This is a genomic window from Actinoplanes sp. TBRC 11911 (assembly GCF_012933445.1).
Lineage (GTDB): Bacteria > Actinomycetota > Actinomycetes > Mycobacteriales > Micromonosporaceae > Actinoplanes.
Genome location: NZ_JABBNC010000044.1, coordinates 72,511 through 85,624, shown reverse-complemented (window position 1 = coordinate 85,624; position 13,114 = coordinate 72,511). Strand labels below are relative to the sequence as shown.

The 13,114-nt window shown below is 70.6% G+C and carries 11 protein-coding genes and 1 pseudogene; 11 read left to right on the top strand and 1 reads right to left on the bottom strand.

Annotation, left to right across the window (positions count from 1 at the left end; all coding sequences use genetic code 11):
• The 10 genes and pseudogenes from HH310_RS44500 to HH310_RS38420 all read left to right on the top strand — a co-directional run.
• Positions 1–127 (top strand): annotated as a pseudogene (locus HH310_RS44500) (sugar ABC transporter substrate-binding protein); the annotation flags it as partial.
• Positions 128–278: 151 nt separating this feature from the next.
• Positions 279–1,094, top strand: coding sequence for an ATP-binding cassette domain-containing protein (locus HH310_RS38460; RefSeq protein ID WP_169180686.1), 816 nt, complete (start codon positions 279–281; stop codon positions 1,092–1,094).
• A complete protein-coding gene (locus HH310_RS38455; protein WP_169180685.1) occupies positions 1,091–2,356 on the top strand; it encodes a sugar ABC transporter permease in 1,266 nt (421 codons plus the stop codon). The genes HH310_RS38460 and HH310_RS38455 overlap by 4 nt, the downstream gene beginning before the upstream one ends.
• Positions 2,357–2,390: 34 nt before the next feature.
• Entirely contained in the window at positions 2,391–3,569 is a 1,179-nt protein-coding gene (locus tag HH310_RS38450; RefSeq protein WP_169180684.1) for an ROK family transcriptional regulator, read from the top strand.
• Between the two features lie 105 nt (positions 3,570–3,674).
• A complete protein-coding gene (locus HH310_RS38445; protein WP_211193151.1) occupies positions 3,675–5,357 on the top strand; it encodes an insulinase family protein in 1,683 nt (560 codons plus the stop codon).
• A gap of 8 nt (positions 5,358–5,365) precedes the next feature.
• Positions 5,366–6,283, top strand: coding sequence for a hypothetical protein (locus HH310_RS38440; protein WP_169180683.1), 918 nt, complete (start codon positions 5,366–5,368; stop codon positions 6,281–6,283).
• On the top strand, positions 6,280–7,968 hold the full coding sequence (locus HH310_RS38435; protein WP_169180682.1) for a pitrilysin family protein: 1,689 nt from the start codon (positions 6,280–6,282) through the stop codon (positions 7,966–7,968). The genes HH310_RS38440 and HH310_RS38435 overlap by 4 nt, the downstream gene beginning before the upstream one ends.
• Positions 7,965–8,978, top strand: coding sequence for a hypothetical protein (locus HH310_RS38430; RefSeq protein ID WP_169180681.1), 1,014 nt, complete (start codon positions 7,965–7,967; stop codon positions 8,976–8,978). The genes HH310_RS38435 and HH310_RS38430 overlap by 4 nt, the downstream gene beginning before the upstream one ends.
• Positions 8,975–9,742, top strand: coding sequence for a hypothetical protein (locus HH310_RS38425; RefSeq protein WP_169180680.1), 768 nt, complete (start codon positions 8,975–8,977; stop codon positions 9,740–9,742). The genes HH310_RS38430 and HH310_RS38425 overlap by 4 nt, the downstream gene beginning before the upstream one ends.
• A gap of 59 nt (positions 9,743–9,801) precedes the next feature.
• Positions 9,802–11,460: a molybdopterin-dependent oxidoreductase gene (locus HH310_RS38420; protein WP_169180679.1), complete on the top strand. Its 1,659-nt coding sequence runs from the start codon at positions 9,802–9,804 to the stop codon at positions 11,458–11,460.
• A gap of 163 nt (positions 11,461–11,623) precedes the next feature.
• Here HH310_RS38420 and HH310_RS38415 read toward each other — a convergent pair whose 3' ends face one another.
• Positions 11,624–12,013 (bottom strand): WhiB family transcriptional regulator, encoded by a 390-nt coding sequence (locus tag HH310_RS38415; protein ID WP_169180678.1) that lies wholly within the window; start codon positions 12,011–12,013, stop codon positions 11,624–11,626.
• A 222-nt stretch (positions 12,014–12,235) separates the two neighbouring features.
• On the opposite strand from HH310_RS38415, the gene HH310_RS38410 reads away from it, so the two are divergent.
• Entirely contained in the window at positions 12,236–13,084 is an 849-nt protein-coding gene (locus HH310_RS38410) for a response regulator transcription factor (RefSeq protein WP_169180677.1), read from the top strand.
• Positions 13,085–13,114 lie beyond the last annotated feature (30 nt).

Genomic DNA, 13,114 nt, shown 5'->3' with positions numbered 1-13,114 from the left:
TCTCCTCGACCCGCAGTCGGTGATGAAGGACCAGGTCAAGAACGTGATCGCCGATGGCTTCGTCACGAAGGCCGAGGTCTGCACCGCGGCGTTCGCCCAGGCATGCACGGCGGCGGGCATCAACTGACCTGAGGCAATATTCGGGCATGGCCCGATCTGTTTCGACGGCGCCGCCTGCACCCGGTCACGGGTGTGGGCGGCGCCGGAGTCAGGTCACCCCCCTCCGTCGCCATGGCGTTGCCAGGACGACCAACGGTCACTAACGAAGGAGAACCACCGTGGCCGCCACACCCCTCTTGGAACTCAAAGGGATCAACAAAGGCTTCGGTCCCGTACAGGTCCTGCACGACGTCAGCATCGCCGTTTATCCGGGTGAGGTCACCGCGCTCGTCGGTGACAACGGCGCGGGTAAGTCGACGCTGGTCAAGTGCATCAGCGGTATCTACACGATCGACTCGGGATCCATCTCATTCGGGGGCAACCCCGTGACGATTCACAGCCCGCGCGACGCAGCAGCGCTGGGCATCGAGGTCGTGTACCAGGACCTCGCACTCGCGGACAATCTGGACATTGTGCAGAACATGTTCCTGGGCCGCGAGAAGAAAAAGGGAATCGTCCTCGACGAAGCAACCATGGAGCAGATGGCCGGGGACACTCTCGCCAGCCTCTCGGTGCGCACCGTGAAGTCGTTGCGGCAGCTAGTCGCGAGCCTCTCCGGTGGACAGCGACAGACCGTGGCGATCGCGAAGGCCGTGCTCTGGAACAGCAAGGTCGTGATCCTGGACGAGCCGACCGCCGCACTCGGTGTGGCGCAGACCGCTCAGGTGCTCGAACTGGTCCGCCGGCTGGCCGACAACGGCCTCGGCGTACTGATCATCTCGCACAACATGAACGACGTCTTCGCGGTGTCCGATCACATCGCAACGCTCTACCTCGGCCGGATGGCCGCTCAGGTGAAGACCACCGACGTCACGCACGCGCAGGTCGTCGAGCTGATCACCTCGGGACGCAGCGGCGACATGGGACTTCCGCCGGAGAAGCCGGCCGAATTCGCCGACGCGGCGATCGACATCACGCCCGGAGGCGAGAAGTGACCACCACGACCCCCGACGAGACCACGACGGCAGGCGGCATCAAGGTCGCCAAACCCTCCGTCGGACGCTATTTCAACGACTACTGGGGCAAGATTCGCGCCGGTGACCTAGGCACGCTTCCGGCCGTCCTCGGCCTCATCGTGCTCAGCCTGATCTTCGGCATCTCCCAGGACACCTTCTTCAGCGCGCTGAACTTCGCGAACCTGTTCAACCAGGCCGCGCAGGTCGTCTTCATCGCGATGGGCCTGGTCTTCGTCCTGCTGCTGGGCGAGATCGACCTGTCCGCCGGCTTCGCGTCCGGCGTGTGTGGCGCGATCATGGCGATCCTGCTCACCAAGCACGACTGGCCCTGGTACGGCGCGATCCCGGCCGCCCTGGTCACCGGCCTGGTCATCGGCTGGGTCCTCGGCTTCCTGGTCGCCAAGATCGGTATCCCGTCGTTCGTCGTCACCCTGGCCGCGTTCCTCGGCTTCCAGGGCCTGCTGCTGGTGCTCCTCGGCGGCGGCACCAACATCACGATCACCGACTCGTTCGTGGTCAAGCTCAACAACGGCAACCTGTCGGTGCTGTGGAGCTGGATCCTCGCGGTCGCCGCGGTCGTCGGTTACCTGCTCGTCCAGCTCAACAAGCAGCGGAGCCGGGCGAAGGCGGGCCTGGTCACCGATCCGATGGGCGTGGTGGCGATCCGCGTGATCGCGCTCGGTGTCGTGATCCTCCTGGCGACCTTCGCGCTCACCCAGCAGCGTGCGGTCAACCCGGCGATCACCTCGGTCAAGGGCGTTCCGATCGTCGTTCCGATCATCGCCGGGTTCCTGATCATCTGGACGTTCGTGCTCGGACGCACCGCCTACGGCCGGCACGTCTACGCGGTCGGTGGCAACTCCGAGGCCGCCCGCCGGGCCGGTATCCCGGTCGACCGGATCCGCATCTCGGTCTTCGTGATCGGCTCGTTCATGGCCGCCATCGGCGGCATCATGGCGGTCAGCCGGGCCAACTCCGTCGACCCCAACACCGGTGGTAGCAACATCCTGCTCTACTCGGTGGGCGCGGCCGTCATCGGTGGCACCAGCCTCTTCGGTGGCCGCGGCAAGGTGATCCACGCGATCATCGGTGGCGCCGTGATCGCGGTCATCGACAACGGCATGGGCCTGCTCGGCTACCAGGCCGGCACGAAGTACATCGTCACCGGCGCGATCCTGCTGGTCGCCGCCAGCATCGACGCCCTGGCGAGGCGCAGATCGGCAGCCGCCGGCACCCGATGAGTGCCACGGTCCAGGCGACGGGGACGGCACGCTGATGCGGGCCGCCCCCAGCCAGGAAGAGGTTCGCCGGCACAATCTCGGGACGCTTCTCCGCTATGTGCACCTGCATGGCGCGACGACCCGGGCGGAGCTCACCACCAGGCTCGGGCTCAACCGGAGCACCATCGGGGCCTTGACCGCCGAGCTGACCACCGCGGGGTTGGTCAGCGAGGCGGCACCACGCGAAACCGGCCGGGCCGGGCGACCGTCCTTGGTCGTCCGGCCCGAGTCTTCCAAGGTGTACGCGTACGCGCTCAGCATCGAGGTGGACCGGCTGCGTGCGGCCCGGGTCGGGCTGGGCGGCCGGATCCTGGACCGCCGCGAGATCGAACGCCCGCGCGGTATGCAGGCGCTCGACGCGGTCCAGCCGCTGGCCAAGTTCGTCCGCGAGATGCGCGCCGGTGCGCCCGACGACGCCCGCTACATCGGCACCGGTGTGGCGGTGGCCGGCATGGTCCGGCGCGACGACGGCGTGGTCCGCCTCGCACCCACCATCGGCTGGGTCGAGGAACCGGTCGGTGCCGCCCTGACGGCCGAACTCGACGACGGCGAGAAACTGACCGTGGGCAACCACGCCGACGTCTGCGCGCTGGTCGAGCACAGTCGCGGCGCCGCGGTCGGCAGCGACAACGTCATCTACCTGTACGGGGATGTCGGCGTCGGTGCCGGGATCATCGCGGACGGCCGACGGGTGGCGGGTCACGGCGGGTACGGCGGCGAGGTCGGCCACATGGTCGTCAACCCGTACGGCCGGGAGTGCAGTTGCGGCTCGCGGGGTTGCTGGGAGACCGAGATCGGCGAGTACGCGCTGCTCAAACACGCCGGCCGCAGCGAGGAGAGCGGCCGCCAGGCGGTGCTGAATGTGGTCGACGCGGCCATGCGCGGCGACAGCCAGGCCAAGTTCGCGGTGCGCGAGGTCGGTGAGTGGATCGGCTTCGGGGTGGGCAACCTGGTCAACATCTTCAACCCGGAGGCGGTCATCTTCGGCGGCACGCTGCGCGACGTCTACCTGGTGGCGGCGGCCCAGATTCGCAGCCGGTTGACCGCGATCGCGTTGCCGGCGGCCCGCGAGCACATCCGCCTGCGGACGCCGGAGCTCGGCTACGACGCCGCGCTGATGGGTGCGGCCGAGCTGGCCTTCGAGCGGCTGCTGGAAGATCCGTTGCTGAGCTGAGACGGGCGCGGGGCGAAGCCCATGATCACGATCATTTATGCTTCGCGCCGTGCCCGCCCCCGCCACCGTCGAGTGCTACCGATTCACGCCGACGGTCGGCACGCGATGATCGAGCGCATCGACGTCGACGGGGTGCCGGCCCTGCTCGCCCCGGGGTCCGGCCAGACGCGTGCGGGACTGGCCTTCCGGGTCGGTTTCGTGGACGAGCCGCTGGCCCGGCGCGGCATCACCCACCTGGTCGAACACCTCGCCCCGTACTCGGCCGGTGTCGCGGACTACCACTACAACGGCGCGACCGGCGTCGAGTTCACGCTGTTCGACATGCACGGCAGCGACGAGGACGTGGCGAGCTTCCTCAGTGGTGTGTGCTCGTCGCTGCTCGAGCTGCCCATGCACCGGCTCGCGATCGAGAAGGACCTGCTGCGCGCCGAGGCGAACGGACGCGGCGCCCGGATAGCCGACGACCTTCCGATGTGGCGGCACGGCGCCCGCGACTACGGGATGCCCGGCTATCCGGAATGGGGACTCGCGGCGGTCACCGAGGATGAGCTGCACGAGTGGGTGGCGCGCTACTTCACCAAGGAGAACGCGGTCCTCTGGGTGGCCGGCGATCACGTTCCCGAGGGACTCAAGCTGATGCTGCCGAACGGCGAGCGGCGGGCCCTGCCCACACCGTCGTCGGCGCTGCCCGAGACACCAGCCTGGTTCACCGGGCCGAGCGGCGTTCTGGTGTGGGACGCGCTGGTGCCCCGCGGTGCCGCCGCGCCGGTCTTCGCCGACGTGCTGGAACGCGCGATGCGGCGGGAGATGCGCCAGGAGAGCGGGCTCTCCTACACGGTGACGACCGATTACGACACGCTCGGCGCGGAACGGGCCGTGGTCACCGCGGTCGCCGACGCACTGCCCGAGAAACAGGGCGAGCTGGTCGGCGCGTTCACCGGCGTGCTGGACGCGATGTGCGCCGGGCGGATCCACGAGACGGACCTGGCCGCGGTGGTCAAGCAGCGGGTCGAGGGGCTCGAAGAGGCGGCCCGTCGCGGCGCGACAGTGTCCGGGCAGGCGCTGAACCTCCTGGTCGGTGCCCCGGTGCGGGACGTCGCCGAGATGATCGACGAAGTGCGGGCGGTCACCGTGGCCGAGGTGGCCGATGTCGCGGCGGCGGCCGTCGCCTCCGGTCTGCTGCGCACGCCGGGGACGCGCGCGGACTGGGCCGGTTACGCGGCGGCGCCGGGTTTCTCCGACCACACGGTCGACGGGACCTCGTACGCAGCCCTGGCCGAACCGCGCGACCATCTGATCATCGGTGCGGACGGGGTCAGCAGAACTTCCTCGGACACCACGGCGACCGTACGCTTCGACGCCTGCTCGATCGTGCTCGCGTGGCCGGACGGCGGCCGGCAACTCGTCGGGCACGACGCCATGGTGGTCACGGTCGAACCCACCTTGTACGCGGACGGGCGGGCCGCGGTGACCCGGCTGGACGAGCACATCCCGGCCGGCCTGCGGGTGGACCTTCCGGCCCGCGACCCGGACGGCATCCCGCAGCCCCCGGCCGTCGCGGTGCGCGAACGTAGGGCGCCGCGGGACCGGGTAGGCGCCGTCGTCGGCCTGATCGTCCTGATCCCGCTCGCGTTGCTGTGTGCGATGGCCGCCTTCGGGTTGCTGCTGTTCATCACCGAGGGCGAGGACCCGGTCTACAACGGCGTGCTGATGGCGATCTTCGCGGCCGGGCTGGTGGTCTGCGGCTTCGCCATCCATCGCTGTGCTCGACGCGTCTACGGCCGCTGAAGGGAACCATGTCCACCCTGATCTTCGACCCAGCTTTGATGTACGCCGAGGTCACGCCCCTGATCTCGGCTCTGACCCGGCGGGACTGGGCGGGTTGCCGCACGGTGCTGGATGCCGCCCCGGCCACGGCTCGCACGCGCCTGATCGTGCTGGGCGGCGAACAGAGCGATCTCGACGGTTTTCTGCGCGGCGTGCTGCGCGAGGCCCCGGACGACGGCGCGGCGGCGGCCATGCTCGGCTCCCATCTGACCACCGTGGCGTGGCAGATCCGGAGCCGGAAACAGGCCCAGTTCGTCGGCCGGGACCAGTTCCGGGCCTTCCACGAGATGCTGGCCGCGGCCGAGGAGGTCCTCGTCGACGGCGCCGCCCGTAATCCCGCGGATGCGGCAATGTGGACGGCCCGGATGCCGACCGCGCGCGGCCTCGAACTGGGACAACCCGAGGCGCGGCGCCGATACGACCGGCTGAGCGCGGTCGAGCCGAACCATCTGCCCGCGCAGGAACACCTGCTGCAGCAGCTGTGCCCGAAGTGGGGCGGCACCTGGGAGACGGCGTTCACCTTCGCGCGAGACGCGATGCGGGCCGCGCCGCCGGGATCGCCGAATGCGGTGCTGGTCGCCGAGGCGCACCTGGAGCGATGGGTGGACGCGAACGGCAGCGACGCGTACATGCGCTCGGCCGAGGTGATCGCCGAGCTGCACGAGGCGGCACAAACGTCCATCTGGCACGCCGGCTTCGGTCGTGCGCACGGGTGGGTGCGGGTGTTGAGCACCTTCGCGATGGTGTTCAGCCTGGCGGACGACCAGCCGGCGGCGGAACGGGTGTTCGCCGCGCTGGGCGGGTTCGCCACCAAACGACCGTGGGATTACCTGGGCGACCCGGCGGCTGTCGTCCGGGAACGCCGCCGGAGAGCGGGGATCGGATGATCGAGCAGCACGAGGTCGACGGCGTACCCACGCTGCTGGCCCCCGCCGACGGGCCGATGCGGGCCGGCCTGGTCTTCCGGGTCGGACAGGCCGACGAGACGCTGGCCCGCAAGGGCATCACCCACCTGGTCGAGCACCTCGCCCTGTTCTCGTTCGGGGCCACCGACTACCACTACAACGGCGTGACCGGCAATGCGTACACGCTGTTCCACACGCAGGGCGACTCCGAGGAGATCGCCACCTTCCTCACCGGCGTCTGCGCCTCGCTGCGCGACCTGCCGATGACACGGGTGGCGACCGAGAAGGAGATCCTGCGCACCGAGGCGAGCGGTCGCGGCACCAGCGTGGGCGACGGGCTGGGACTGTGGCGGCACGGCGCGCGCGACTTCGGCCTGTCCGGCTATCCGGAGTGGGGACTGCAGTCGATCACCGAGGACGATCTCCGGTCCTGGGCGTCGCGCTACTTCACCCGGGAGAACGCCGTGCTCTGGGTGGTCGGCGACGCCGTGCCGACCGGGCTGCGGCTGGACCTGCCGGCGGGGGCGCGGATGCCGTTACCGCAGCCGTCCTCGGCCCTGCCGCGGACCCCGGCGTTCTTCGCGAGCCCGTCGAACGCGCTCGGCTGGGACACCGTGCTGCCGCGCGACACCGAGTCGGCCGTCTTCGCCGACATGGTGGAGCGCCGGATGTTCCGGGAGCTGCGGCAGGAGGCCGGCCTCTCGTACACGGTCGGCGTCTCGAGCGAACTGCTCACGGCGGACACCGTGCTGGTCACCGCGATCGCGGACGCGCTGCCGGAGAAGCAGGGCGCCCTGCTCGGCGGCTTCGTGGATCTGATGGCCGCGCTGCGGGTCGGCCGGATCACCGAGGACGAGGTGACCGCGGTGCTCGGGAAACGCTGCGACGACCTGAGCCAGGCCGAGAAGAACGGTGGCCGGCTGCCGGGGCAGGCGCTCAACCTGCTGGTCGGCAACGAGATCGAGCAGCTCGACGAGGTGCTGGCACAGACCCGCGCGGTGACCCGTGACGACATGGTGGAGAGGGCGGCCGAGGCGTACGGCAAGGGTTTGCTTCTGACCCCGGTGGTCCCGGGTCCGGCGTGGGCCGGATATGCCGCGGCGCCGACGCGCTCGGAGCAAGCGGTGGACGGCACCGCATACCGCGGCCGGCCGGACGGTGACCGCCGTCTGATCATCGGCTCCGACGGGGTCACCCTGGCCGATCACGGCGAGTTTGCGACCGTACGCTTCGACGCGCTCGCCGCCATGCTCGCGTGGCCCGACGGCGGCCGCAGGCTGATCGGGCACGACGCCATCGCGGTGAGCATCGAACCGTCCCTCTATCGTGGACTGTCCGCCGCGATGACCGCCGTCGACCGCCGCGTGCCGGATGACCTGCGTGTCGATATGCCGCCCCGATCGCCCGACATGATCCCCAGTCCGGCCCGGGTGCCGTGGCGGCGCCGGCTTCGTGCGCGCCTGCGGGTGCCCCACGTCGCGATCCTCAAGCTGATCCTGCCGTCGGCGATGCTCTCGCTCGCCTGCCTGGCCTTGGCGATCGGGATCGCCGTCGTCGGCTTCACCGGTGATCGAGCGCTGCAGAGCGTCGCGGCCTTCGGCATTCTGCTCGTGGCAGCCGCCCGCTACGCCCGCCGGGCCCGCGCCGTCATCCGGGCGATGCGATGACGTGGCCGGTCCGGTTCGCTCCGGATGACGCGTATCCGCAGGTGGGCGAGCTGCGCGACGCGGTCCGCGGGCGGGACTGGGCGGCGGTCGCCACGATCGTGGACCGGCTGGCCGGGGCCGACCGGACCGGGCTGCTGATCGACGTGGCGGCGACACCCGGACTGGCCGAACCGCTTGGCGAGTCACCGGCCGGCGACCCGACGGCCGCCGCACTGCTCGGGTTCCACCTCGTCGAGGCCGCGTGGACGGTCCGCACCGATCTGGCCGCACCCCTGGTCGGGCCGCGGCGATTCCGGGCATTCCATCAGGGCCTCAAGGAAGCCGAGCGAGTCCTGATCGCCGGCGCCGGCCGGCGTCCCGACGACCCGGCGATCTGGACGGCTCGGCTGGCCACCGCACGGGGGCTCGAACTCGGGCAGGACGAGGCCTGGCGCCGCTACCGGCGCCTTGCCGCGATCGACCCGAACCACCTGCCCGGCCAGCTCCACATGCTCCAGCAGGTTCTCCCCAAATGGGGTGGGACCTGGACGCGGGCGTTCGAGTTCGCCCGTACGGCCATGCGATCGCAACCGCCCGGCGGACCGAACGCGGTGCTGATTCCGGTCGCGCACCTGGAACGCTGGTTGTCGTTGGCGCCCCCGCACGACCAGGACTACATCGAGTCGCCCGCGGTACGCCAGGAGGTGGCCGAGGCCGCGCTGTGGTCGGTCGGGCATCCGGACTTCGCGCGTCGGCACGGCTGGGTGGGTGTGGTGAGCGCCTTCGCCGTGGTGTTCAGCCTGCAGGGTGACCACCGGTCGGCGGCGACGGCCTTCCGGATGCTCGGACCGCTGGCGAACCGACCCATCTTCGGCTATCTCGGAAACCAGCCGGCGACCGTCGTCCGACGTTACCGGCTGCTCGCGCTGAGCCCCGGGGCCGGCGGGCTGACCTGGACGAACGCGAAGGGCAGGCGGGCCTGGCATGCCCTGCGCCGGGCCCTTCCGCTGGTGGCGGGAGCCGGGCGATGAGCGAAAATTTCGAGATCGACGGCGGGCCGGCTCCGGACTCGCCGAGCGGTCGCGCCACCTGGGTGCCTGGACGGGTTCCGGGCCTGACCTGGGAGACCGTCGTCCCAGCGACGCCGGCGGCCGAGGTCTTCGCGGCCGTGCTGGGCCGCCGGATGGCCCGGGAACTGCGCGACGAAGCCGAGCAGGTACGGGTCGAGTACGAACCGCGGACCGACGGCAGCGCCCGGATCATCGCCGTGGCGGACGCGGCGGGCGGCCGGTCGGGGGCGCTGCTGGGCGGGTTCGTGGACGTCCTGGCCGGGCTGCGGGCCGGGCGGATCGACCCGGACGAGCTGCCCGCAGACGCCTCGGCCGGCGACCTGGATGAGCCGCCCGCGGACGCCTCGGTCGGCGTCACCCGCGACGACGTGGCGGCGGTGGCCCTCGACGCGGACGCCGCGGGGCTGCTGACGGCGCCGGTCGGCACCAACCCGGAATGGGCTGGGTTTGTCGCCGCGCCGGTTCCCGCCGACGCCGCGGGGCCCAGGGGCGGACCGGCATGGCCGCGTGGATCTCTGGCCGCGCAGTGGATCGCCACCGCGAGGTACGCGGCGATGCCGTTGGTGTTCTTCGTCTTCCTGGCCGTCGTCACCGTGGCCGGAGCGACCGGCATCACGTCGTCCTCCGACCCGGCCGGCACGGTGACCTTGGTGGCGATTTTCGGTGCCGCCGCGGCCCTCTGCGGGTGGTGGCTCTGGCGGCGAGCGCGCCATCTGGTGTTCTGAGTTCTTACGAAGGGGTTGTGTCCCTCGCAGGCTGGGTGGATCACGCGCATTCTTGAAGCGTGAAGTTATCGGTTCGCGCGGGCCTGTCCGGAGTGGTGGCGGCCGGGGTCGCCGTCGGCGTGGCCGAGATCGTCGCGGTCGTCAGCGGGCCGTTGTCGTCGCCGCTGCTGGCGGTCGGTGGCGTGGTGGTCGACAACGTGCCCGAGTCGGTCAAGAGTGGCGGCATCCAGATCTTCGGGGTGCACGACAAGACGGCGCTGATCGTCGGCACGGCGGTTCTGCTGGGCGTCTACTCGTACGGCGTCGGGGTCCTCGCGTTACGCCGGTGGTGGCAGGCGCTTGCCGGGATCGGGCTGTTCGCCGCCATCGGGGTGGCGTCCGCCATGACCCGCCACGATGCGAGCGCGTTCGCCTGGCTGCCGACGATCGTCGGTGCGGGGCTGTCCGTGCTGGTGCTGCGCTATCTGCTCGGGCTGGCCGGGGCGACCGACACGGCCACGGCGATCGGTGCGCGGCGACCGGCGACGGCCGGCGTCGCAGCGGGCAGGGGCGGCGCTCTGAGCTCAACCACGCAGATCCGCCCGGCGGCCGCGGACGGCCCGGACCACGACGAACCCGAGTTTCCGGGGCCGGGTGCCTGGCCCGTCGCGTACAGCCAAGAAAGCCGGCGCCGATTTCTCCAGGTCTCCGGGACGTTGGCGGTGGGTGCGGTGGTCGCGGGGTTCGGCGGGCGGCTGCTGACCGCGCGGCGAGCGGTGACCGCCGAGCGCAACGCCGTCGTGCTGCCGGCGCCGCGGCAGAGCCCGCCGATGCTGCCGGCCGGAGTGCAGGCGCCCGGCGCGGTGCCCTACGTGACCTCGAACAACGACTTCTACCGGATCGACACCTCGCTTTATCCCCCGCAGGTGGATCCCTCGACCTGGGAATTGCGCATTCACGGGATGGTGCGGAACCCGATCACGCTGAGCTGGGATCAGCTGCTGCAGCGGCCGATGATCGAGCGCTACATCACGATGACCTGCGTGTCGAACGAGGTCGGCGGGGATCTCGTTTCGAACGCGTTGTGGCTGGGCACGCCGATCAAGGAGCTGCTCGACGAGGCCGGCGTGCTGCCCGGCGCCGATCAGGTGATCCAACGATCGGTGGACGGGTGGACGTGCGGTACCCCGACGGCGGCATTGACCGACGGGCGGGACGCGCTGCTCGTGGTGGGGATGAACGGGGAGCCGCTACCGGTGAAACACGGTTTCCCGGTACGCATGGTGGTGCCGGGTTTGTACGGCTATGTGAGCGGCTGCAAGTGGATCACCGAGATCGAGCTGTCCCGATTCTCCGACTTCGACTCGTATTGGGTGCGCCGCGGTTATGCGCAGCAGGCGCCGATCAAGACGGAGTCCCGCATCGACGCGCCGCGCGACGGCTCGAATCGGCAGGCCGGGACGGTGATGGTGGCCGGTGTCGCGTGGGCGCAGCAGCGCGGGATCGCCAAGGTGGAGGTGCGCGTCGACGACGGGGCGTGGCAGCCCGCGACGCTTGCCGCGACCGTCTCCAGCGACACCTGGCGCGAGTGGACCTTCCCCTGGGCCGCTCCGAAAGGCACGCACACGCTGACGGTCCGGGCGACCGACACGACCGGCGCGACCCAGACGAGCACCCCCGCTGACGAGTTCCCGGACGGGGCCACGGGGTGGCATTCGATCCAGGTCGAGGTCGATTAGTTAATAGTTGAAGGCCGCACTGCCGGTCCGTCTTGATTTCGCAAGTCGCTCATACGGTGGCTTGCATGTCAGCCAATGCGGTTGTTGAAAAGCCGCGAAGCAACGCGGCCCGGCCCCCCACCGGGGACCGGGTCCTCATCGTGATACCGGGTGCCGCGCCGGGTCAGGCGGCCGGCGAGTGCCGTTGCGTGGGCACCGCCGATTTGTGGGGTCGTCCCAGGCGAGCCTCGAGACGAGCAAGGTCGACGCGTCCGTGATGCCGGTCGGCGAGGTCCTCCCAGCCGACGGCGAGCAGCCGCAGCCGCTCCGCTTCGCTGAAACCTCCCCAGACCCCGTACGGCTCGCGTACGGCCAGGGCGTGCGCGGCGCATTCCGCCCGAACCGGGCAGGCGGCGCACATCGCCTTGGCCTTTGCTTCCCGGCGGTTGCGGGACGACCCGCGCTCACCGTCCGGGTGGAAGAACTGAGCACTGTCCCGGCCTCGGCACAGCCCGTGTCGCTGCCAGTCCCACAGGTCGGCGATGGGCCCGGGCAGTCTGCGAACGTTCGACATCAAGCACCCTCCAGTCGCGCGGCACCGCGGAGTCCGGCCTTTGCTCAGGCCTGTCGCGGTGGTACCCCGGTGATCCGAGGCTCACACCCGACACTTCGATGTCTTCGGAAGTCGCATGACATCGGGCAAGCAACTCATACCGATCTTTCCCATTTTTTCCATCTAAAGCGCGTAATGCTGCGGCCCTCGCGTGATCTCCTCTGAGAGAGAAGGAGGATCACTGTGCGTACCGTCCTCGTGTGCGTCCGAACCCCGCTGGCGGCCCAGACCGTCGCGTCCACCGCGGCCCGGCTCGGCATGACCGGCGTCGTCCGGACCGCGGTCAGCGAGACCGAGGCCATGATCCGCCTCGCTGAACGGCCGGCCGAGATAATCCTGGCCGATACCGCCGTGACCCGTCCGGACAGCGTCGGTTTCACCCGCCGCGTCCTAGCCCGCGCGCCGCAGGCGCAGGTCGTGCTCTTCGGTGCCGAGGATCCGCGGGTCGCCGCGGCGGCCGTCGCGGCCGGCGCCCGCGGTGTCATCCGTGGCGTCGAGCATGACCTGGTCAGCGTCGTTGCCAAGGCGCTGCTCCTACTGCTTCTCCCGGTACGCCCGCAGGGGATGCCGATCAACGGCACCAACGCTCAGCCGGCCACCGTGGCCGGGGGAGCGCGCAACAACAACTCGCCGGCCGGGCGCGGCGCCTACCAGAACGGGATGGGGATGGGGTCGCCGAACGCGGCCGCCGTGCCGGCCATGCTGCCGAACTCGCCGATGGTTCCGGCGCAGCGCGGCGACGCGCCGATCGACCCGGTGACGGGCCGCCCGATGGTGTCCTGGCCGGGCAACGAGGGCCAGGTCGGTGTCGCGGAGCAGGCCCCGACCGGGCGGCGGCTCACGCTCACCGAGCGCGAGCTTCAGGTGCTGCGCGGGATGGCGGACGGCAAGAGCAACGCGGAGATCGGGCGGGAGCTCTTCGTCTCCGAGGACACGGTCAAGACGCACGCCCGGCGACTCTTCCGGAAGCTGGGCGCCCGGGACCGCGCGCACGCGGTGGCCGCCGGCTTCCGAGCCGGGCTGGTCGCATAAATAGGTGTTTCTCTGGATGAGGGGGCTTAC

Coding starts and splice junctions, on each gene's coding strand:
- HH310_RS38450 (WP_169180684.1), top strand. CDS start 2,391: ATGCGGGCCGCCCCCAGCCAGGAAGAGGTTCGCCGGCACAATCTCGGG.
- HH310_RS38445 (WP_211193151.1), top strand. CDS start 3,675: ATGATCGAGCGCATCGACGTCGACGGGGTGCCGGCCCTGCTCGCCCCG.
- HH310_RS38440 (WP_169180683.1), top strand. CDS start 5,366: ATGTCCACCCTGATCTTCGACCCAGCTTTGATGTACGCCGAGGTCACG.
- HH310_RS38435 (WP_169180682.1), top strand. CDS start 6,280: ATGATCGAGCAGCACGAGGTCGACGGCGTACCCACGCTGCTGGCCCCC.
- HH310_RS38430 (WP_169180681.1), top strand. CDS start 7,965: ATGACGTGGCCGGTCCGGTTCGCTCCGGATGACGCGTATCCGCAGGTG.
- HH310_RS38425 (WP_169180680.1), top strand. CDS start 8,975: ATGAGCGAAAATTTCGAGATCGACGGCGGGCCGGCTCCGGACTCGCCG.
- HH310_RS38415 (WP_169180678.1), bottom strand. CDS start 12,013: ATGTCGAACGTTCGCAGACTGCCCGGGCCCATCGCCGACCTGTGGGAC.